The sequence below is a fragment of the Veillonella sp. VA142 genome (assembly GCF_003992135.1).
Classification (GTDB): domain Bacteria; phylum Bacillota; class Negativicutes; order Veillonellales; family Veillonellaceae; genus F0422.
Genome location: NZ_RQVN01000005.1, coordinates 65,490 through 88,515 on the forward strand (window position 1 = coordinate 65,490; position 23,026 = coordinate 88,515).

The 23,026-nt window shown below is 37.1% G+C and carries 21 protein-coding genes and 1 riboswitch; of the genes, 2 read left to right on the plus strand and 19 right to left on the minus strand.

Annotation, left to right across the window (positions count from 1 at the left end; all coding sequences use genetic code 11):
- Positions 1-15: 15 nt before the first annotated feature.
- The 6 genes from EO117_RS03525 to EO117_RS03550 are packed head-to-tail and all read right to left on the minus strand — an operon-like array spanning position 16 to position 6,667.
- Positions 16-468 (minus strand): ACT domain-containing protein, encoded by a 453-nt coding sequence (locus EO117_RS03525; RefSeq protein WP_062402832.1) that lies wholly within the window; start codon positions 466-468, stop codon positions 16-18.
- 11 nt (positions 469-479) lie between these two features.
- Complete coding sequence (locus EO117_RS03530) at positions 480-1,469, minus strand: lysylphosphatidylglycerol synthase transmembrane domain-containing protein (RefSeq protein WP_126939130.1); 990 nt, start codon at positions 1,467-1,469, stop codon at positions 480-482.
- Positions 1,466-2,332 (minus strand): ChbG/HpnK family deacetylase, encoded by an 867-nt coding sequence (locus tag EO117_RS03535; protein ID WP_126939131.1) that lies wholly within the window; start codon positions 2,330-2,332, stop codon positions 1,466-1,468. The genes EO117_RS03530 and EO117_RS03535 overlap by 4 nt, the downstream gene beginning before the upstream one ends.
- Positions 2,333-2,385: 53 nt before the next feature.
- Positions 2,386-3,195, minus strand: coding sequence for an RNA methyltransferase (locus EO117_RS03540; protein WP_126939132.1), 810 nt, complete (start codon positions 3,193-3,195; stop codon positions 2,386-2,388).
- Between the two features lie 12 nt (positions 3,196-3,207).
- Entirely contained in the window at positions 3,208-4,941 is a 1,734-nt protein-coding gene (locus tag EO117_RS03545) for an ABC transporter ATP-binding protein (protein ID WP_126939133.1), read from the minus strand.
- Complete coding sequence (locus tag EO117_RS03550) at positions 4,931-6,667, minus strand: ABC transporter ATP-binding protein (protein ID WP_126939134.1); 1,737 nt, start codon at positions 6,665-6,667, stop codon at positions 4,931-4,933. Before EO117_RS03550 ends, EO117_RS03545 begins: the two co-directional genes overlap by 11 nt.
- Positions 6,668-6,791: 124 nt before the next feature.
- On the opposite strand from EO117_RS03550, the gene tpx reads away from it, so the two are divergent.
- Entirely contained in the window at positions 6,792-7,307 is a 516-nt protein-coding gene (gene tpx / locus EO117_RS03555) for a thiol peroxidase (RefSeq protein WP_126939135.1), read from the plus strand.
- Between the two features lie 70 nt (positions 7,308-7,377).
- Positions 7,378-7,797 (plus strand): phosphate-starvation-inducible PsiE family protein, encoded by a 420-nt coding sequence (locus tag EO117_RS03560; protein WP_240632571.1) that lies wholly within the window; start codon positions 7,378-7,380, stop codon positions 7,795-7,797.
- A 249-nt stretch (positions 7,798-8,046) separates the two neighbouring features.
- Here the strand turns inward: EO117_RS03560 and EO117_RS03565 are convergent, their stop codons facing one another.
- From EO117_RS03565 to ribD, 13 genes are all read right to left on the minus strand, one after another.
- Complete coding sequence (locus EO117_RS03565; RefSeq protein WP_126939136.1) at positions 8,047-9,942, minus strand: glutamine synthetase; 1,896 nt, start codon at positions 9,940-9,942, stop codon at positions 8,047-8,049.
- Between the two features lie 119 nt (positions 9,943-10,061).
- Entirely contained in the window at positions 10,062-10,514 is a 453-nt protein-coding gene (locus EO117_RS03570; RefSeq protein ID WP_126939137.1) for a GatB/YqeY domain-containing protein, read from the minus strand.
- 20 nt (positions 10,515-10,534) lie between these two features.
- Positions 10,535-10,714 (minus strand): 30S ribosomal protein S21, encoded by a 180-nt coding sequence (gene rpsU / locus EO117_RS03575; protein WP_009353131.1) that lies wholly within the window; start codon positions 10,712-10,714, stop codon positions 10,535-10,537.
- Positions 10,715-10,838: 124 nt separating this feature from the next.
- On the minus strand, positions 10,839-12,995 hold the full coding sequence (locus tag EO117_RS03580; RefSeq protein ID WP_126939138.1) for a TonB-dependent siderophore receptor: 2,157 nt from the start codon (positions 12,993-12,995) through the stop codon (positions 10,839-10,841).
- An 18-nt stretch (positions 12,996-13,013) separates the two neighbouring features.
- Positions 13,014-13,964, minus strand: coding sequence for an ABC transporter substrate-binding protein (locus EO117_RS03585; RefSeq protein WP_126939139.1), 951 nt, complete (start codon positions 13,962-13,964; stop codon positions 13,014-13,016).
- Positions 13,965-14,221: 257 nt separating this feature from the next.
- Positions 14,222-16,009, minus strand: coding sequence for a WG repeat-containing protein (locus tag EO117_RS03590; RefSeq protein ID WP_126939173.1), 1,788 nt, complete (start codon positions 16,007-16,009; stop codon positions 14,222-14,224).
- A gap of 8 nt (positions 16,010-16,017) precedes the next feature.
- A complete protein-coding gene (locus tag EO117_RS03595; RefSeq protein ID WP_126939140.1) occupies positions 16,018-17,298 on the minus strand; it encodes an amidohydrolase in 1,281 nt (426 codons plus the stop codon).
- A gap of 9 nt (positions 17,299-17,307) precedes the next feature.
- Positions 17,308-18,360 carry an S-methyl-5-thioribose-1-phosphate isomerase gene (gene mtnA, locus EO117_RS03600; protein WP_126939141.1) on the minus strand — a complete coding sequence of 351 codons (1,053 nt, stop codon included), beginning with the start codon at positions 18,358-18,360 and terminating at the stop codon, positions 17,308-17,310.
- A 28-nt stretch (positions 18,361-18,388) separates the two neighbouring features.
- Complete coding sequence (gene hslO, locus EO117_RS03605) at positions 18,389-19,261, minus strand: Hsp33 family molecular chaperone HslO (RefSeq protein ID WP_126939142.1); 873 nt, start codon at positions 19,259-19,261, stop codon at positions 18,389-18,391.
- A gap of 14 nt (positions 19,262-19,275) precedes the next feature.
- On the minus strand, positions 19,276-19,740 hold the full coding sequence (ribE, locus tag EO117_RS03610) for a 6,7-dimethyl-8-ribityllumazine synthase (RefSeq protein WP_164725812.1): 465 nt from the start codon (positions 19,738-19,740) through the stop codon (positions 19,276-19,278).
- A gap of 67 nt (positions 19,741-19,807) precedes the next feature.
- On the minus strand, positions 19,808-21,004 hold the full coding sequence (locus EO117_RS03615) for a bifunctional 3,4-dihydroxy-2-butanone-4-phosphate synthase/GTP cyclohydrolase II (protein ID WP_126939144.1): 1,197 nt from the start codon (positions 21,002-21,004) through the stop codon (positions 19,808-19,810).
- Positions 21,005-21,018: 14 nt separating this feature from the next.
- Positions 21,019-21,672, minus strand: coding sequence for a riboflavin synthase (locus EO117_RS03620; RefSeq protein ID WP_126939145.1), 654 nt, complete (start codon positions 21,670-21,672; stop codon positions 21,019-21,021).
- Positions 21,653-22,783 (minus strand): bifunctional diaminohydroxyphosphoribosylaminopyrimidine deaminase/5-amino-6-(5-phosphoribosylamino)uracil reductase RibD, encoded by a 1,131-nt coding sequence (gene ribD, locus EO117_RS03625; RefSeq protein WP_126939174.1) that lies wholly within the window; start codon positions 22,781-22,783, stop codon positions 21,653-21,655. Before ribD ends, EO117_RS03620 begins: the two co-directional genes overlap by 20 nt.
- Positions 22,784-22,878: 95 nt before the next feature.
- A riboswitch (FMN riboswitch) is annotated at positions 22,879-23,009 on the minus strand.
- Positions 23,010-23,026: the final 17 nt, after the last annotated feature.

Below are 23,026 nucleotides of genomic sequence, written 5' to 3' on the forward strand. Positions count from 1 at the left end.
CTATCTCCTTAAGCACTAGGCTTGACCAATTAGTTCTACCTTAATAACTCCCTCTAATTGTCGTACTTCGTGCAAAACATCTTCTACTGGTAATGTTAATTCCTTTGTTTCAAAGGAAATATTCACATGTGCTACACCTTGTAGAGGCAAATTCTGATTAATTGTCAATACACTGCCATTATAATCTGCAATGATCCGTAAAATATTAGATAGCATACCAGATTCATTAGAAATCAGTGCATTAATCGACACAATTTTGCCTTGTGAAAGTTCATAAAATGGAAATACATAATCTTTGTATTTATAATAGGCAGAACGACTCAAATCCATTTTTTCAACAGCTTCATTAATCGTTTTGGCCTCTCCTAATTGTAAAATAGATTTTACTTTAATTGTTTTTTTAATCGCTTCTGGTAAAATTACTTCATTCACTAAATAAAATTTGTCTTTCTTGCCTTTCACAGCCATAATTACACCTCTTAACTACTAGTGGAAACGGAACTTGCCATGTGTTGTCCATATAGAGTAAATACAGAGTACATACCGATAAAAAAAGGAACATATTCAGCTACAATCCGCCATGCCACTGCAACTAGCCCCACTGTTCCAATTGGTACAAAGGAGGAAAACAAATACACAAATAATCCTTCAGCAACTCCTGTTCCACCTGGTGTGGGTGCAAAATATAAAATTAAATTTAATAAAATCATGCGATTTAATATTTCAACAATGCTAATATCTGAAGTAAACGCATACATCAAAGCTGGTGCAATAGCATATAAGAATAGCAAGCTCAATGCAGACTCAATAAATACAATAAAAGATTGCATAGGGTTTGCATATAATAAACTAAGTCCCCCATTAAATTCATCCAACTTAATAAGCCATCCTTTGGGGCTTCCTTTTTTCATTATCTTACATATCCACGTTATTAATTGCTTCATAAGTCGCGTTTGTAGCAGATACATTCCCATAAATGTTGAAATCACAACGAAAATTGATATACCTAACAATTGAGCGTTTGTAATATAAGGTACTTCGATAGGTTCTGTTACCAATATGATTGGTAACATGACAATAAGAAATAAAATAGAAAATACAGTCCGCACTAATACGATCGGCGCTGCTTTACCGATAGGCACGTGATAAGACCGCAAGATTAAAGCCTGTGCTACGGCACCACCACTAGCACCAGGTGTAAGCATAGCCATAAAATAATTACCAAATATAACTCGTAAAATGGCAATTAAAGATAAACTATATCCCCCCATACGCACCAATCGTTGTAGACGCAATCCATCAAAGTACATTCCTAACGCAAGAGCTACTATGGCTAACAATAAAGATGTAAGGTTAAATGTACCTAACGTAGCCAATGAATCTAAATCAATTGTAAAATAAATTGTTATACTAGACACAAGTAAGAGCAACAATCCAATCAGGATTCCTCGCTTTACCATGGTGCTCATGAACGGTCTCCTTCAGTCCATTGTCCATAATGGATTAGACTAATATCATGAGTACCAACATATTCTTTTACTCTAGCTGATGTCATGGCATATCGTTCTTCGTCCCAATGATACCCCCAATCATATAAAGATCGAAGTGTATGATTATCTTTACCAGGATGTGTCATAATTTCATGGACTCCTTGTTTTTTAGCAACCTTCTCTAAAATTGCTAATAAAGCATCTTCTGTAAGCTGTCCACCATTCATCATACCCCAGAAATACAAAGGAGATGAAAATCCAAAATCTCGGGATGTGGCATAAGCTTGTTGTGTGATGACTGTAAGTCCTACTTTACCAATCCAACGTCCTAATGAAGACACGCCATTCAATAAAAATGGAGTTTCATCAGGCATACGAATCTTAGTTAATCCATGGCGTTTCATTTGTTCTGCCACCATTGGTAACACCTGTGGCAGTACATGCATATGTTGATGTCCATCCACATGAGTAATCGGTAATCCAGTAGATATTACCTTTTGAAATTGTGCTTCAATTTCTTTTCTCAATTCAGAACCTTTTATTTGCCCTTTGAAGAGACGTTTTATAAATTCTGTATGAGTCATAGGGAATTTTCCATCAATCAGTAAGCTTGGCACTTCTTTAGGATCACAAACTGGTGATAGCCCACCAACCAAGCAAACATGTAATCCAACTCCTAATGTGGGTGTTGTCTTAGCTAATAATATGGCATCCTCAAAATGGTCCCCAGATGCCAATAAAGACGTACTTGTTACTATTCCTTGTTGATGACTTTCTAAGATTCCTTCATTAATAAGAGGATGTAAACCGAAGTCATCTGCATTCACAATTAGACGTTTCATAGTTACCTTCCTGTACGCACTAAATGGATAATTGTATTATTATTTTACCAAAATTATTGTTGTTTGGATAGACAAAATTTTCTTTCTTGTACTTTATACATGCACAAAGCTCCTGCTATAGCAACATTTAAAGATTCCATGGGACCATACATAGGGATTGAAATTCTTTGTGTAACTATCTGTGATATATTTTCTGATATACCATTGGCTTCATTTCCTAAAGCAATCATAGTTGCCCCTTCATAACTAGGTTGTCCATAGTCAACACTATCTTCCAACACAGTTCCATACAGTTTGATTCCTGATTCTTTGAGTTTAATGATATTTTCCGTAGTAACATTTATATAAATCGGTAATTTACATAACCCACTCATAGTACTGCGCACTGTTTTTTCATTGTATATATCAACAGTATTAGGAGTTAAAAACATTGCCTCCACCCCAGCACCTACAGCAGTTCGTATTAAAGTTCCTAAATTACCTGGATCTTGTACCCCATCAATAAGTACATACAGAGCATTCGCTTTTACTCGAAAATCTTCTAATCGTCGTATTTTTTGGCATACAACAGCAATGACACCTTGCCCATGAACAGTTGTTTCAATCCCTTTCCATAGGCTTTCTGAAAAGGAAAATACCTGAACTTCATAGATTTCACATAAGGATAGCAATGCATCTAACTGTTCCTGTTTTATGGATTCTGTATTGACGATGACATACCGTACCGTACCAGTAGGCAGCATATCCATGACTGTACGATATCCTTCAGCTACAAATTCCTGATGCATAGTACGATATTTTCTCTTATATAATTGCACAATGTGCTTAATTTTTTTATTATCTCGTGAAGTAATCTCTTCCATATGACCCTTTCCTTATGCATTCCATAATTGATAAAACAAACCTTTTTGAGAAAGTACTTCCTCTAATCCGCCTTGTTCTACAACTTCACCATCAGATATGACAATAATTTTTGTAGCATCGCGTAAGGTTGATAAACGGTGTGCTATGGCTATGATTGTTTTTTCACCTTTCATATCTGCAATCGATTGTTGCAGTAATTCTTCTGTGTGACTATCTATATTCGAAGTAGCCTCATCGAATACTAATAATGACTTATTTTGTACCAAGGTTCTAGCCAATGACAATAGCTGACGCTGCCCCTGTGAAAGCAAGGATCCTAAGTACCCAACTGGGGTTTTATATCCTGCTTCCAAACGACGTATAGAGCTATCCAAATGAGCTCGTTTAACAGCTTCTTTAACCATTTCTTCTGTAATAGAACTATCAAATAAGGAAATATTCTCTTCTACAGAACCTTTAAATAAATGAGGGTCTTGAAATACATAGCCCATAGATTGGCGTATAATTCTTGGGTCTAACCTACTTAAATCGTGTCCATTAATTCGAATGTATCCTTTGGTAGGGCGTTCAAAACCAAGTAATAATTGCATCATCGTAGACTTACCGCCACCGGATGGACCTGCTATTCCTAAAAATTCCCCCTCCTGTAAAGACCAATTAATATCTTTCAGTACGTAATTTTCTGTTCCATCATAGGAGAAATAGACATGATCAAACTCGATAGAATGGATCGCAGAAAATTCTTTTGGTATTGCAAGATTCTTTTCTATTTTCTTCGTTTCATTTTCTAACATTGGTAAAATACGTTCTGCTCCTGCTAAAGCAGACTGTAGATTCCCATATTTTTCTGCAATTTCCTTAATCGGTTCAAAAATGCGATTAATATATTGTAAGAATGCAAATACTGTGCCCGCTTCAGTTATGGAATCAAAATACCCAGTCACAGTAAAAATAGCAATCAGAGCGACAAAAAATAAACCATCCACAATAGGCCTAAAAATAGCAAATGTTTTTACCTCGAATAAACCTGCTTTTAAAAACTCTCGACTTACCTTATCGTAACTTTTTTCCATGATAATTTCACCTACATAGGTTTTAATCATCAAAATAGCATTCAACATTTCCTGCACAGATGCATTGGATGCAGCTACTTTACTACGAACACCTCTGAAAGCCTTTCTAGCATATTTACGATAGATAAAAATAACCCCAGTGAAAACAGGTACTAATAATAATATTATGGTAGCCAAAGTAGTATCAATGAGAAACATAAACACCAAAATACCAACAATCTGAAAGATACTACTACTTATTTTTACGAGGACCTCTGTATATAAGGTGCGAATCGATTCTGTATCGTTGGTAACTCGTGTCACTAGATTTCCTACAGGATATGCTGTAAACTCTCTAGGACTCATAGTTAATATATTTTCAAAGATTTTATTTCTAATATCATAGATGATACGTTGTCCAAAACTTTGTAATGCATAGTTTTCTATACCTAGTGCAACCATTCCAAATAAGATTAATCCTATATAGGCTACTGCATAATTCGTTATGAGGCCCATGTCTTTCGTTGCCACACCTACATCGATAAATTCTTTCATGATGACCGGGCGTATAAGCTGTACACCTAGTACTAAAATCAACATACAAATGCCAAGACACAGATAAGCAATGTAAGGTTTGATAAATGTGCATAAATGCAATAGCACATGATAATCTGTTTTTTGTTTAGTTTTCATTGCTATCTCCTTGTTTTTGCAACATCACCAACTCATGATACATACCTTTTTGTTGTAATAATTCTGCATGTGTACCAGATTCAACAATATGACCCTCGTGAAACACATAAATACAATCTGCATCTTCTAAAGCCTCTAAGCGTTGGGAAATACATACAATAGTTTGTTCTGCCTTAGATCGCAATGTTTTTAAAATATGATATAAACTATGAGCATCTAACGCTGAGAAAGCATCATCTAGCAACAGGTAGGGAGCATCCTTGTAGAATGCACGTGCTAAAGAAATCCGCTGGCGTTGTCCTCCCGATACATCGGATCCACCCTCTTCTAAGTTGTCATGTTTGCGTGCACCTTCAATGCGTTCCTCTAAATCTCTGAACAACCCCGCTCGTTGAGCCGCCTCTTCGATGGTTATTCTTGAACCTTCATCACTTGTATAACCAAATTGAATATTATCTCGGATGGATACACTTAGTAAAGAAGGAGTAGATGGTGCATAAGCAATACTGTGTCGTATTGTACTGAGCGGAATATCTTGAATATCCCTAGAACCGAAATAGATACTATGTTTAGGGGCATGCTGAATATCCAATAATAATTTAAATAAAGTAGATTTTCCTGAGCCAGGACCACCAACGATACCAATAAAGGATCCTTTCGGAATATGCATAGTTACATCTTCTAAAATTGCTTCCTTACTAGCAGGATAGGTAAAATTTAACCCTTGAATATGTATATCTTCTAGTGGTAAGCACCCTACTCTTTCTTGTATTTCTTCCTGAGGAAGTTCAAAGAACTCTTCCATCCGTTCCAATGAAGCAACCCCTTTTTGTAAGACTGTTGTTAAAGATCCAATCGCCATAATAGGGCCAATAACAAGCATGACATATCCATTAAGTGCTACAAATTCTCCTACTGTTAATTCCCCGTTGATAATTGCTTGTCCACTCACATACATATTAAGAGCATAACAAATAAAAGGTGCCATATATGTCAATGGAGTCAATAAGGAATCGATACGCACCACATCTAGATTGTTTTCATAGTTTGTTTTGTTCACATTTGTAAACCGTTTCCAACTTGTATGTTCTTTATTAAATGCACGGATTACCGCCATACCCAAAAATAGCTCTTGTGTATATTCCGTCACATCACTATAAGAACTTTGTGCTTTCTTTTGACGGATACGCAGATGTTTTGAAAGTTTCAACATACTATATACAATGAATGGCATCGGCAATATAGTTACAACAGCTAACCATAAAGACATCTTTTGAACGAGGATACAAAATGCAATGACCCCAAAAAATAAGGCATCCACAAATAACATAACTCCTAATCCCAGAGACACACGTAATGAAGTGACATCATTTGTCATGAGTGCCATAACCTTCCCTGGACCATGCTCATCATAATAGGACGTAGGAATCCGTAAAGCATGTTGAAATAACTCTCGACGTAAATAAAACTCGAAGTTACGGATAGACCCCAAGAGCATGTGCCGAGAAATGAATTTTAACACAGTAATAACAATACCTAATAGGACAAATAACCAAACATACTGCCAAATTCCATCTTTTCCAGCATATAATGTATTAATAGCTTCCCCCATCCAAGAAGGAACCAATAATAATAATCCATTAATTGTAAGAAGCAAAATGATACCAATGATATATTTATAGGAATGTTCTTTAAAAAAGTATCGGAATAAGTGAAAACCTTTCATAAGTGCCTCGATTCTTATTTAGTTTCGATTTTTTTCGATAAAGTTTATTTACTAATTTTATTGTACCATGTTATAATGTCATTATACAAAAGATATTATTCCGCATTTTAAGGAGGAACATACAATGGAAAAACGTACAGGTGTAGTAACATTTGCAGGTAACCCAATCGCTTTATTAGGTAAAGAAGTAAAAGTAGGTGACAAAGCTCCAGCTTTTACTCTATTAGACAATGGGTTAGGTGAAAAAACATTAGCTGATTATGCTGGTAAAGTAAAAGTTATCTCCGTAGTGCCATCTTTGGATACTGGCGTATGTGATGCGCAAACTCGTTGGTTCAATCAAAACGTGTCTAAATTAGGAGACAACGTTGTTGTCCTAACCGTATCCGTAGATTTACCATTTGCTCAAAAACGTTGGTGCGGAGCTGCTGGTATCGACCAAGTAGAAACTCTATCTGATCACCGCGATCTTTCTTTTGGTGAAAACTATGGCTTCGTTCTTGAAGGCTTACGTTTATTATCCCGTGGTATTGTTGTCATCGACAAAGACGACGTAGTTCGTTATGTAGAATACGTACCAGAAGTAACATCTGCTGTTAACTTCGACGCAGCTGAAGCCGCTACTAAAGCGTTAGTGTAATTACTAATAACTGAACAGATAAGGGTGCAGTGATTCGTCACTCCATCCTTTTTTTATTGGAAAGGTACTTATGAATTATTTTTTACAACAAGTGTCTACATTTTTTCAGTGGGTGCTAAACTTCACTTTATTTTCCATTGGCATTGTATTAACCGTAGCTGTTTTGAATACAGCATTTTATATCGTGACACTCATACCAGGTTTATTTACAACTGATGTAGCATATATTACATTTTTAGAAGAAATTATTAACTTCTTTTTATTTTTTGAGTTTTTATCACTAGTGGTAAAATATTTTAAAAATAATTTCCACTTCCCTCTTCGTTATTTTATCTATATTGGTATAACCGCCATTATTCGGTTGATTATAGTGTCTCATGAGTCTGCTATAGATTTATTTTTATGGTCATCAGCTATTTTAACGTTAGTTGTTAGTTTAGTCTTAGTTGTACGATATGGTAAAGAGCCTAATACTGACGAAAGCTTATAAGCTATCTCATTAATTATATTAGGTATAGCATCAATAGCTCTGTTCTCTCGTTAATTATATTGACGTTATAGAACCAAAACATACAAAAAAGGACTGTTCACGATTTCGTGTTCAGTCCTTTTTCATAGAAAATTATATGATGCTGCTAGATTCACGTAACTCCTCTTTTACAGAGTGGCATATTCGTGGCAACTGTCAAACATTGTGTTACGTATGAGATCCTATTGGATAATACTCTATAGATATCTATTATAGAATATTACGAGCATATTCTGCATATAACGCTTCTAATTCAAGTACTTTTTCATTCATTTCGACTTGTAATGTAGACGCTGTATCATAGTCACCTTTTGTTAAAGCATCAGTAATACGTGTAAATAAAGATTTATTTTCTGCATTATCTTTTGCTAGGTAAATGCGCAATGCATTCACTCTATTCCAATTAGCACTATCAAAGGCATCCGCTGCATCATGGATGGATTGTAAGGAACGTACTAATTGAATATTAGCCGGTACAATACGATTCGCTAATTCTAATTTCCAACGATTCAATACACCAGCCATGAAAGAATCCATCAACTCTTTATCAAATGCTCCGCCTAATGTTAAAGATGCTACTTTATCTGGATTGTTCGTATAGCCTTGGATATTTTCCCACACAGTAGCAGGTGCTTTACCGAATTTACGATCTCGTTCTTCTGCTGTGAAATCATCAAATACATCAACTTCAGAGCGATATTCACGAGATGCATCTAAATAATCAGCTGCTTCCCCTTCTTTTTTGGATAATTCTGCCAAAATTTCTTCTGGTGCTTTACCAGATGTGATAACATATTTCATTCCGTCAAATGCAGATAAATAAATCAATGCTAAAGCTGTGTAAGTATTTGTATATGGGTTTGGAGAACGTAATTCAAAGCGAGTAGCCATTGGTGTATCTACATCTCGAATTAATCCACAAAGGATAGTACGGTTACGACTTGGTAGAGATGGATCTGTACCAAGGGATGTTACGATACAAACAGGTGCTTCGAATCCAGGTTTTAGACGGTTCAAGGAGTCTGTTGTGGAAGAAATAAATGGATTGATAGCTTCATAGTGTTTCAATAGGCCCATGATAGCACCATAAGCTAATGGACTTGCATGTTCCTTACTTAAATCAGCTGGTGAGAACAAATTATACACTTTGCCATTTTTCATTTTTACCATCACACCAAAATGTGTATGTTCACCAGAACCTGCTACACCGATGATAGGTTTCGCATTAAAAGTAACATCTAAGCCATTTTCACGGAATACTTCTCGAACGATGATACGAGCTTGTAACTCATTATCTGCAGTTTGTAATGGGTTATTGGTATATTTCCAGTCAATTTCTAATTGTTCTAATACCCAGTCCACATTACCCTCATCATCAAGTTTTGCTTTTACGCCTCCAACTTCTTTGTGGCCCATTTCTGCATGTAATCCATATTTATCTAGTAAGGATACTGCTTGTTCTAGAGCTGTACGAACAGAACCATGTGTACGTTGCCAATATTGTTCTTGTAATTTTTGGGATACAGATAATGCTTTTACATCAACGTTTTTAGATGGTGTTTTTACCCAGAATTCTAACTCAGTGGCGGATGTAAAAATAACGTCAGCGATTTCATTAGCATCGATAAACTCCATGCCTTTCACTTGATTCGCTTGTAAAAGTTTCATTAATTCTTCTTTTACAAATTCACAACTACGTTTTAAAATAGAACGAGAATCTACATAGCGCTCACAATGCTTCAAGAAGGCTGGAATACGAAGGGTACCTGTTGGTTTACCTGTCTTTTCATCAATATGTTCATAGTTATAATCAACAAACCAATTCACACTTGGGTCACCCCACATATCTACACGAGCATTATTCAATGTAGCAATATTTGTTAATACAACAGAGGAACCATCTGTTTGTACTGCACGACCTTCAAAGAAAGATTCATAATCATCAAAAAATTGCTCCATTGGAATTTTTTCATCTGTATCATTACCTGCCAAATCAACACCGACTAAGGATACAAAACGAATTTCTGGATGTTGTTCTAGTAAGGCAAGAACACCTTCTTTACCATATTGACCTGCTGGAATGTAATATAATAATTCTTTGCTCATGATAAACCTCCTCATAATAAACAAAAAGACTCCAAGAAACAATGTTTCTTAGAGTCCTCATTGACTTAGTATTATATTATGTGATTATAGTAACACAATCAATTAAGTCTGTCAACTTATTAGTTGACTTTAGCAAGTTCTTCTTTGACAATAGCATTGACTAACTTGCCATCTGCACAGCCCTTAGTCTTTGGTATTACCAATGGCATAAGGTCACCCATCTTAATCGGTGCAGTCAGAGTGGAAATCGCTTCTACCACAATGTGACGAATTTCTTTTTCACTTAATTGGGCAGGCAAATATTTTGCTAATACTTCCATCTCAGCTTTTACTTGAGCAACCAAGTCATCACGATGACCTTTCTCAAATTCAGCTAAAGAATCTTGACGAATTTTCATCTCTTTCGCTAAAATGGCGATAACATCAGAATCTTCTAATTCAATTTTCTTATCGATTTCTGTATTTTTTATGGCGCTATTTACCATGCGAATGACTGAAAGTACAACTTTACCCGCTTCGCGAGCTTTCATCGCTTCTTTCATATCTGTTTTAAGCTGATCTTTTAAGGACATGTTGTACCTCCAAGATTGACTTACGCTTTGAATTTGCGTTTTCTTGCTGCTTCAGATTTTTTCTTTCTTTTTACGCTTGGTTTTTCGTAATGTTCGCGTTTGCGTACTTCAGATAAAACACCTGCTTTTTGGCAGGAGCGTTTAAAACGACGAAGTGCACTTTCAAGCGATTCATTTTTACCGACTTTAATTTCTGACATCTATATCCCCCCCTCCAAAACGTATAATGGAAGTGCAGGTAATTTATATACGCACATACAGATATTATAAGCAGTTGACATATATTTGTCAAGCCTATTCCCCTATAGTTTCTAGGAATTTATCTTATAATTTAATTTCCATACCAATGCGATACATACGACCATCAATATATAAATCATGTACTTCACGGTTTAACAAGTTATCTATTCCCACATAGGCAGATAATCCATTATTCCATTTTTTATTGATACTAAAGTTCAACGTATTAAAAGAATATTCATTATAGCTACTAGTACCGCGATTTCGCGCTTCCTCAAAACCATATTTATGTGTAAAGCTATTCCATAATATAGCACTATATCCATTGGATTTATGGTCATCATAGATGAGCTGTAAGGTACTCACAGACCGTGGACGATTACTTAAACGTTCATTGGTGCTCATATCCTTAGCATCCACTAAATTATAAGTACCTTTTACCATGAATCGATTTGTGAATTTGTGACCTATGCTTAGTTCCATACCTTGAATTTTTGCTTTCCCTATATTGTAATATTGATGACGTTGTGCCACACCAGGTACATCAGATTCTATCTGTTTAGTATCTATTAGATTGCTTACTCGTGTATGATAATACGATGCTTTTCCAAATGTTTTACCACGTTCTGCTTCTAAAGCTATATCAAACGACGTAGACGTTTCAGGCTTTAAATTTGGATTTCCTATAATATTCAATACACCCATAGGTGTCGTATGGAACATATTTAAGTACAATTCTGAAATACTTGGAGCTTTATATCCTTTTCCAAAGTTAAATTTCACCCGTGTATGTATATCAAATTCATAGACTACTCCCAATTTTGGTGTAATATTATGCCCAAATTGACTGTTGTTTTCATACCGAATTGCCGATGTTAATGAAAGTTTTAGAATCGGTCGCCATAAATCTTCTACAAATGTGGCCCAAGAATCATAATGAAACTTTTTACTTTGCTTCATTTTGTGGACATCCAATCCGCCTAGGCGAGTGCCTTCATAGATAACACGTCGGTACTCTCCGCCAAACATTACATCATGATGATCTCCTACATACATTGTGTCCTTTCCTTCGAGAACAATGTTTTTGTATGTAGCAGTATCATTATCAGTAGCCGGATACAAAGATTGGTAATCAAACTTCAATGGTGTTGGTGGTTTTGGTGGTTTGCTTGGCATCATTACATTAATAACACCCTCAGGTAGAGTCCGATCATCTATCATTAAATAGGATTTATCTAATTGACTATAATAAGTTCCTATTTCATAATTATTTCTATTTGTTCTACCACTGTAGGTAATACCTGTTTGTATACTCTTATTATTAAAATATTCTGTTTTATTTAAATTGACAGGTACCATTCTTGAATCTGCCGCAAAGACCATTCCACTTTTGTGAAATACAGTAGCATATTTATCAGCATTATCAGTGTGTAGCTTTTCTTTAAAATAACTGAAATCTACTTTAATTGTATTTAGGTTAGGATTTTTAAAATCATACATAACACTACTATTATAGGATTGTTTTTGACCATACATGATACGACGATATCCTTCTGTATAGCCTGTTAACTGTTTTGTTCTCGTATTGAAAGTCTTTTCTGACATATGTCGATTGATAGGCCGTTCTTTCGTCACATTCATATTGAAGCTTGCATTCCAACGACCTTGGTTTCCACTGCTCAATGCATAATATGCTTGTTCGTGCTTAGTACCACTAGATACACCCAAAGATTGTAACATATCGGTAGTATCGGTAGGCTGCTTCGTAATAATATTAATGATACCACCCATAGCATCTGATCCATATAAAGCAGAAGAAGGTCCACGAACAATTTCAATGCGATTCACTTGGTCTAAATTAATGCGGCGCAGCGTGTATACATTTGTCGTATTAGATGCGTCTTCACCGGCTAAACGACGGCCGTTTACGAGCACAAGAGAGTGGCGTGATTCCATACCACGAATCATCACCTGATTACCAGTCATACCTGCTTCTGATAAATTAATATTTTCCACCAATTGTAGAGCACTTTCTACCGTATCTGCTCCTAAACGTTTCATATCATCTTGCGTAATTAATTGTACAGCTGCAGAACTATTCCTAATAGTTTCTGCTTGTTTCGAAGCCGTAACAACCGCCATATAATTATCACTTGCCTCCATTGCATGTGTCACATATATAGGCGCTAATAAAGTGCTGAAAATAGCTCCGCATAAGGATGCTTTTAAAAGTGTATTCATGACATAACCTCCTAAAAATTATTCATATAATGCTTTGTACATTAATTCGAGAGTTTGAGTAATCCGTGTACCAGGATTTAAGGCAAATAAACCACCTGGAACATAGTGAATCTGATCTGTTTTCACCGCTTGCACATGTTGCCACGCTGGGTTTGATTGCATTTCTTTCACAAAGGACTCTTTGATCGATGGATCAGGATACATGACCACAAAAATAATACGTTCAGGATTCTGCTCTTGAATGAACTCTAAACTTAATGGTACATAAGGAGCATCCCCTCCTATATACTTACCAATATTATTAGCCCCTAAACTATCTAATAATTTACCGCTAAAAGAACGGTCAGTACTTACATTCAGATTACCTGGCGTTCCTAGTAATAACAAGGTTTTAGGATGTGGCTTATCCTTTATTTTCCCTTGATAGTCTGAAAATACAGTATTAATTTTCTCTATTTGCACCTTGCTTATATCTGGATGGTTCGTTAGCTCGCCGAATAGTTGCAAGGACCGATTGACATCTTCAAAGGAATCTAAATCATTAATATACAAAGGAATGTTCGCCGATGTTAAAGCCTCCCGAAGTTTTATATGATTTGCTATATTCATACCAATCACCAAATCTGGATGTAGACTAATAATCTTTTCTACATCAGGATTGTATGTGTTCCCTACAGAGGGAATGTCTTTTACCTTTTCTTGTAACTCTCCTGTCAAAGAGGCCGCATCCATGCGCCCCACAATGGTTCCTTCTACAGCCAAATACATATCAATATTGGCTGTATTTAAGATTACAACCCGTTTGGGATGACTTGGCATGGTCACAGAAGTTCCCGTCCTGTCAATTTCGGTTCTTGTTGCCGCCTCTTGTGTCACTACTGTTGGCGTATCAGCAGTCCAAGAGCATCCTGATAGCACCATCAAACTGTATAGAACAGAGGTACAAGCTACTGCATTCCACAATCGCATCAGTTTCCTCCTAATAAAAAAATCCACTTTCCCTAAGGAAAATGGAACTTATCCGAACACTATATATTGAGGACTTACTCATTGGTTACTTTAAATTTACACTATGTTAAATCAATTTATTCTATAGTAATATAAATGAAATTTTTTGTCAATTGAAAGAGGGGTCAAAAGACCCCTCTTATACATGCCATACCTATAGCTATTATAAGGAAGACACATATATTGATGATTCTATCATCTATATATGGTAGTAGATATTAATTACTTTTACCTACGAATACCTGTATAGATTCATACACCGGCTCAACAATAGATTTTCCACTAAAATCAAGAACACCATATTTACCATGTTGTTTATAAACTACGCTTTCTAAAGTAGCGGTATCTACCTTAGATGTGTCCGATGGTAATTGCAATAGACTTTCGCCTGTTAATGGATTGACAAGATATGTATTATTTCCCCGTTTACCAATTAATCCACTATAAACACCATAGAATGGTTTAGGTGCCGTGATGGAATCATAACTTTCACCAATTTCACGGAATGTATCTAATGAAATCATTCGATAAGAAGACCCAGACTTACCTACCAGTACCGTAGGCGCTACCACTTCTAATTTTGAATACGCAAATGAAAGCACAGTACTATTATCTTGACGCTTTACACCCCAACGTCCTTCTTCATCTTGTAAAAGAAAGGCTCCTAGTTCTGGCATATATGTAATATTTTTATAAACCATTGGGAATACTTCAACACCGTCTTTGGTATACAATCCAAAACGTCCATCTTTATATGTCATAATCCCGGCTTCAGTTAATGGACTGACCATCTGATTTTTGGAAGAAATGACTTCTTTTCCCGTTTTGTCAATATATCCACGTTTTAATTTAGACGTTGTCCAAGCATAATCAGTTTCACCATAGGTTGCTTGATGATAGAATGCACCTTTCACTAAAGCTGCTGTTAATGTATTAAAGATGCCCCCAAAGTTTAATCCATGCGCTTTTCGTGTCACCCGAGCTAAGCCATTTTGATACGGTTCAACGCCATCATAATCTTTGATGGAAAATAATTTCTTCCCACTTTCATCAATAGCTACCCTTTGTTTATTCCCTAATAATACAAAGGCAATTCCTTCACTGAAAGGAGCTAATACACGTTGAATGCGCTCACCTTCCACTTGCTGTGGCATTGGTATGTTACGAGTTTGTGCACCTTCTGTTTGAGATATAATTTTCAAAGCCCTAGATGTCTCTACCTGATTGCCTTCATCATCAAAATATAAGATAGATCCATCTGTTTGATACCCAGAAATAAGTCCTGTATTTTGATTCCACACTAAAGATGTAAATATCTCATCAGATTTATATTCTCCAGTTCTAGCATTGAATATAGCTACTAGTTTATTCGTTGTGCCTACACTATGCAAGTCACCATACAATTCTTTATCAAGTTTAAATGGTTTATGATGTAACATTTGACCTTGCAGATTATAATAGGTAGTTGCTTCCCCTTTCATGGAATAGATTAATCCTGTAGGTGATACTTCAACATGCTTTGTTGGCATCACAATGGAAGAACCAGTGTTTACTGTTTCTAATACGGTTTTACCTGCCTCTTCATATAGTACAATACCTAACTTTCCCGTAGTATCTAAACTACCTATATGTAACTCCTTTTTAGGTCCCATTACAGGTTGTCCATCCGAGGATAGAATAATATTACCATCTTTCGACTTACCAATATAGTAGTAGGGTGCATGGCTAAGTTGTTCCATTTGTGATTGCACATGACTTACACTGTTTGCTTGTTCTGCCACTGTATAAGTCTTGTCAGGATACTCAATATGCTTACTAAAAGCGCCTAATACAAACCCCCTTCCTCCATAGTATCCACGCATATATTCCATCCCCCGATAGTAGCCTACCCCGTGATAACCAACGCCTCCAGATACATGTGTTTCTGCTTGTACTATAAACGGTGTCATCATAGTAGATACACTTGCTAGCATAAGTCCTAGTGCTATTTTCTTACATACTTTCATAAGAGCTCCTACTGCGCTTGAAATACAGTTTGTGCTTGGGCAATTTCATAACGCAATTTTTCTTCATCAATGGTGAGTAGTTCTTTATCTTTCATTACTAATTTACCACCCACAAGAACGGTATTCGCATCTGATGAATTGGCCGCATACACTAAGGATGCTACATCATTATACCGTGGTTGCCAATGTAATCCTGATGTATCATAAAGCACAATATCTGCACGATATCCTACATCTAATACACCAAGATCATCATAATCTAATGCTTTAGCACCCATCACAGTTCCTAAATCCCATGCCGTTTGAGCAGGTATAGCCAATGGATCGTATAAACGAGCTTTATGTAGCATAGCTGCCAAACGCACTTCTTCTAGCATATCTGCATTATTGTTACTAGCCGAACCATCTGTGCCTAAGCCTACCACAATTCCTTTGGCAAGCATTTCTGGCACTGGTGCAATGCCACTGGCTAATTTTAAGTTAGATTGTGGATTATGTGCTACGCGAACGGATTTTTCTTTCATAATATCCATATCCTCATCCGTTACATGTACACAGTGAGCCGCCAAACAACCTAAATCAAATAAGCCTAAGTCATTCATATGCGCAATAGGAGTTTTGCCAGTAGCTTTTATAACATTTTCCACTTCTCCTTTTGTTTCACTTAAATGCATATGAACTTGTGCTCCTAAATCATGACCTAATTGAACTACTCGTTCTAAATACGTATCAGGACATGTATATGGTGCATGAGGTCCCAGCATCACTTTAATTTGATTTTGGTTATACCCATGATATGTTTCAAATAATTCTTTACTTTCTACTAGTGCTTGTTCTGCTGTAGGTGCTACACCGGCCATACCACGTGATAAAACAGCACGAATACCTGTTTCTTTAATAGCTTCAGCAGTTTGATCCATAAAAAAATACATATCACTAAAACAAGTTGTACCAGAACGGAACATTTCTGCAATACCTAGCTGTGTACCCCAATATGCCAAGTGATTATTCAATTTAGCTTCCGCTGGCCAAATGGCGGTTTGTAACCAATCCATTAACTCTAAATCATCAGCATAATTACGTAATAATCCCATAGCAATGTGAGTATGTGTATTTACCATTCCTGGTGTCGCCAGCATACCTTTACCATCAATCACTTCTTTTGCTTGAGGTACAGCATCATTAGAAACAAATTCTTTAATATAGCCATTTTCAACAACAATAGCAGTATCTCGTAAAATTGTATTTCCTTGTAACACATCTACATGTGTGATAATAACATCAACCATGTTCAACTCCTATTTCATTTTCTTTTTTTGTAAATCACGAATACTAGTATTGAAAGGAGGTCGTAATACCCCTTCTTCTGTGATAATAGCTGTCACTAAGTCATGAGGTGTGACATCAAAAGCCGGATTTAATACTTCAATACCTTGCGGTGCAGAAGGCACGCCTTGGAATTGCAGTACCTCTAGGGGATTACGCATTTCAATAGGAATATGTGCTCCTTGCTCCATAGAAAAATCGAACGTACTATATGGCGCCGCTACATAAAATGGAATATTATGATGTTTAGCCAATACGGCTACACTATAGGTACCAATTTTATTAGCCACATCACCTTCTAAAGTAATACGGTCAGCCCCTACAATCACAGCATCAATAAGACCTTGTTGCATGGCATACCCAGCCATATTGTCAGTTTGTAATGTCACAGGAATGCCATCTTCGTGAAGTTCAAAGGCCGTTAACCGAGAGCCTTGCAATAATGGTCTTGTTTCATCTGCATAGACACGATCTAGCTTACCTTGTGCGTGAACTTCACGAATCACTCCTAAGGCAGTACCTATTCCTGATGTAGCCAACGCTCCAGCATTGCAATGTGTCAAAATACGATAGGATTCTTTATCTTGGAATAAGGTAGCCCCATGTTTTGCCATACTTTCATTTAAGGCAACATCTTCCGTATCAATGGCGATAGCTTCCTTTACAAGAACTGCATCTAGCTCACCAATATCCCCTGTGAAAGTATCTACCACGCGCAATACTCGATCAATAGCCCACATTAAGTTAACCGCTGTCGGTCTAGTTTGACGTAAGGTTTCCGCAAAGGCTCTAAATTCAGACAAAATTTCTGCGCAAGCTCCACCACGATGATAGCTTTCACGGAAGGCAAGGATTAATCCATAGGCAGCTGATACACCAATAGCAGGAGCCCCGCGCACACGTAGCATCTTGATAGCTTCAGCCACTTGTCGCCAGTCAGTACAACGTACATATTCCACAGATGTTGGTAATTTCGTTTGATCTAAGATAATAACTTCTGATCCATTCCATTCAATACTTTTCATACTGTTCCCTCCATAGAAACAAGTAGCATTAATGTGTTTCTTCGATTAATAAAGTTTGTATATCTTCCTTAGAAAAATGATATTTTTCATTGCAATAATGACAAGTTAACTCTGTCACTTCATCTTGGGCTAGTTCTTGTTTATCATGCATCGGTAAACTTGCTAAGCGATCAAAAAATCGTTCTCGACTACACGGACATGCAAAATGAATATGCTCACTATAGACCTCTTGTACAGTAAATCCATCTAAAATACGTTCCATCAAGTGTTCCGCATTAGGATTTACTTTCAAATAATTAGTCACAGCTCCAATGGTTTTCAAATTTGCTTCAATTTTATCAAATGCATCATTCGTTACATCTGGCAAAGCCTGTACTAAAAAACCACCTGCTACAATCGTATGGTAATCTGGATCCACTAGGACACCCAAACTAAGAACGGAACCTACTTGCTCAGACATAGCTAGATAATAGGCTAAATCTTCAGCTACTTCACCGGTTTGGATAGGACTTTGGGAGGTATAGTTTTGACGAAGTTTGGTAAACCGTGTCACTTGAACTTCTCCATTACGACCCACAGCAGCCCCTACATCGAGTTTCCCTTCTCGCAATAATGGTACATCTACATGAGGATGGTCCACATATCCTCGTACAGTATTATTACTAAATGCATCCACATGAACTATGCCTAATGGTCCATCGCCACGCAACCGGATACTTACATTTTCATCATTTTTAAAGTCACTAGCCATTAGCATAGCCCCTGTCATAGTACGACCAAGTGCGGCTGTTGCTACAGGCCACAAATCATGGCGAACTCTCGCCTCTTCTACGGTATCAGTAGTTACGGCAATAGATAGACGCAACCCTTCTGCTGTTGTATAACGTTTAATAAAATCCACGGATATCCTTCTTTCTACATAGATTCCAATAGATTGATCATTTCAATAGCACCCATAGCGCAATCAAAACCTTTGTTACCAGCTTTTGTACCAGCACGTTCGATAGCTTGTTCAATGTTTTCTGTTGTTACTACACCGAACATAACAGGTACGCCAGAATCTAAAGACACATGAGCAATACCTTTTGCTACTTCATTACACACATAATCATAATGAGTAGTGGCCCCACGAATAACAGCGCCTAAACAAATAACAGCATCATATTTGCCACTTTTTGCAGCTTTTTGAGCAATCAGAGGAATTTCAAATGCACCTGGTACCCAAATCGTAGTAATATCGCTATCTTGTACATCATGGCGTAATAATGCATCTTTTGCACCGCTAATTAATTTAGATGTGATGAACTCATTAAAACGGGAACCGATAATAGCAAATTTCTTACCTGTACCTATTAATTTACCTTCTTGAATCATTGTCATTCTCCTTTATTTAACATATACATTGACCTAAGTACGTTTTACACTAGTTGTTATTTACATACATGTTTTATAGCATATGACGCATTTTTTCTTTTTTTGTATTTAAATATTTTGCATTAATACTATTCGCTTTGATAACGATAGGAACACGCTTAGATACAGTAATACCCCAACGCTCTAAGTCCTCTTTCTTTTCAGGATTGTTTGTTAATAACTTAACACTTTTTACATCTAATTCACGTAACATTTGTGCAGCTAAGGAGTATTCGCGCATATCAGGAGGGAACCCTAACTTCACATTTGCTTCTACGGTATCATATCCTTGATCTTGCAATGTGTAGGCTTTAATTTTATTAGTTAACCCAATGCCACGCCCTTCTTGACGCATGTAGATAACGATACCTTCTCCTTGCTCTTCAATAGCACGCAATGCATTTTCCAATTGTTCCCCGCAGTCGCAGCGATGGGAACCAAACACATCACCTGTCAAACATTCGGAGTGAATGCGCATTAACACATCGGATTTACCACGCACATCACCTTTCACGATCATAAGATGCTCTTTATGGTCCACTTCATTTTTAAATATAATGATGCGGAAGTCGCCGTATTTCGTTGGTAATCTCGTTTCAGCGGCGATGCTCACCAATTTGTCGTGACGTTTTCTGTATTCAATCAAGGCTTCCACAGATGCAATTTTTAAATTATGTTTTTTACTGAAAACCAATAAATCATCCATACGTGACATATATCCTTCATCATTGGTAATTTCACAAATCGCTGTTGCAGGATATAATCCAGCTAATTTACAAAGGTCAATAGACGCTTCTGTATGGCCCTGACGTACTAATACGCCACCTTCTTTGTAGCGCAATGGAAATACGTGTCCAGGACGTCTAAAATCTTCTGGTTTTGCATTTGGATCAATAAGTTTTTGCATCGTAACAGCACGTTCTTCTGGAGAAATACCGGTGGTAGTATCCATGTGGTCTACTGACACAGTAAACGCTGTTTCATGATTATCCGTATTCTTTTCTACCATTTGTGGAATACCAAGTCGTAGCAAATCACGCTCCAACATCGGTGTACACAATAAACCTCTGGCCTCTTTGATGATAAAATTTATAGTTTCACGAGTAGCAAATTCAGCTGCAATGACTAAATCGCCTTCATTTTCCCGACTTTCATCATCCACAATAATGACAGGTTTACCTGCTTTCAAATCTTCAATTATTTCTTCGATAGTATTCAATCTATAGGACATTTATATCATCCTTTCTATAAAAAGCCGTTACTTAACAATGTATCCATCGTTACCTTTCCACCTTTAGTCGGCAACTCTTGAGGCCCTTTCATAAAGTGTTCAATATAACGACCGAAAATATCTGTTTCTAAATTCACTGTAGTACCAATTGTAGCATATTGCAAAATAGTGTTTCCAATCGTATGTGGGATGATTGAAATTTCAAACCATCCAGTTCCCACCTTGGAAACAGTCAAGCTAGCTCCATCCACAGTAATAGATCCTTTATATATGACATAGTGTAGAATAGCATCATCAGTAGCGATGCGGAACACAATAGAGTTACCCACATGGTCTTTACCGATAATCTTACCTTGACCATCAACATGGCCTGCCACTACGTGGCCACCGAGCCGACCATTAGCAGCCATAGCTCGTTCTAAATTGACCTTACTTCCTGTGGAAAGATTGAGCAATGTTGTCATTTTCACAGATTCTGGCATCACATCAGCTGTGAATCGTTCAGCTCCGATTGTAGTTGCGGTTAAACACACACCATTGACTGCTACCGAATCACCAATTCTTAAATCATCGAATATAACAGTTCCTGCAATTTCAAGGGTAAGTGAACTTTGGGAACGTTTTACACTCTGTATAGTCCCTATTTCTTCAATGATCCCGGTAAACATAAACACCTTCTCTTCCTTTTCGATAACTAATTATTTTCATATTATCCCCAACAGCCATCACTTCATCAATATCTAGTTGCACCGCTTCGTCCAAACTAGAAAAGCCCAAACCACCTACAGCAGGTGTAGCACCAATGCCACCTATAATACGGTTTCCAATGTATGTTACTAATTTATCAAAGGCTTTAGTTTCTACAAAACTAGCTACTACTTGGCTCCCCCCTTCAATGAGTAAACTCATGCATTGACGAGCCCCTAATTCTTCTAGGATAAAGGAAATATCTAAGCCTCTGTCATTCGATGGTGTCACAATGACTTCTGCTCCTTTATCACTGAAAGCTCCTATTTGTTCAAACCCACACTCTTCGCCAACAAATATTGTTATATTGCGATTAGGTACAGTCCAAATAGTGGCGTCTAGTGGAGTGCGTCCATGTGAATCTAATATATATATATTCGGCTGTTTGTCGATTGTTTCCTGTGGAAGGCGACAACTTAGTAATGGGTCATCAGCAATAATCGTGCCTACCCCTACCAACATACCATCCACTTCTTTACGAATACGATGCCCATCGATCCTTGCCTCTTCATTGGTAATCCATTTTGATTCACCACTAGCCGTAGCAATCTTTCCATCCATAGACATGGCAGATTTTAGAATCACGAAAGGCTTACCTGTTTTAATGTATGTAATAAAAGCTTCATTCATTTCCACACATTGCCGTTCTAAAACACCAACTTCGACTTCTATGCCAGCTTCTCGTAACATCTCTAAGCCTTTACCCGCTACTAAGGGGTTCGGGTCAATCATACCGATGACAACCCGTGAGATTCCTGCAGCTATCACACGTTTAGCACATGGCGGCGTTTTTCCATAATGTGAACAAGGTTCAAGCGTTACATACAAAGTTGCTCCTCTAGCATCCATACCAGCTTGATGCAAAGCATATACCTCTGCATGAGGCTCACCTGCTTTTTGATGATACCCTTCACCAATGATGCGACCATCTTTTACAATGATAGCCCCTACCATCGGATTCGGGGATGTACATCCTCTTGCTTTTTCTGCTAATTCAATCGCTTTTGCCATATATTTTTCATCAGTTGTCATATGTGTCATGGCTCACCTCTACACAAAAAAGGGACTATATACATAGTCCCTTTAGCATTCCAAATATTTGATAGTATCCATATTCGCTATCAATATACTGTCTTTTCCCATCCAGACTTTACTGTCGGTTCCGGAATATCACCGGATCTGCTCCTAAGAGCTTGCGGACTATTATACCGCCGGTCAGGAATTGAGGTTCCCCTCGCACCTTGCCTCAAAGACTCCATTATTTGATGTTTGTTC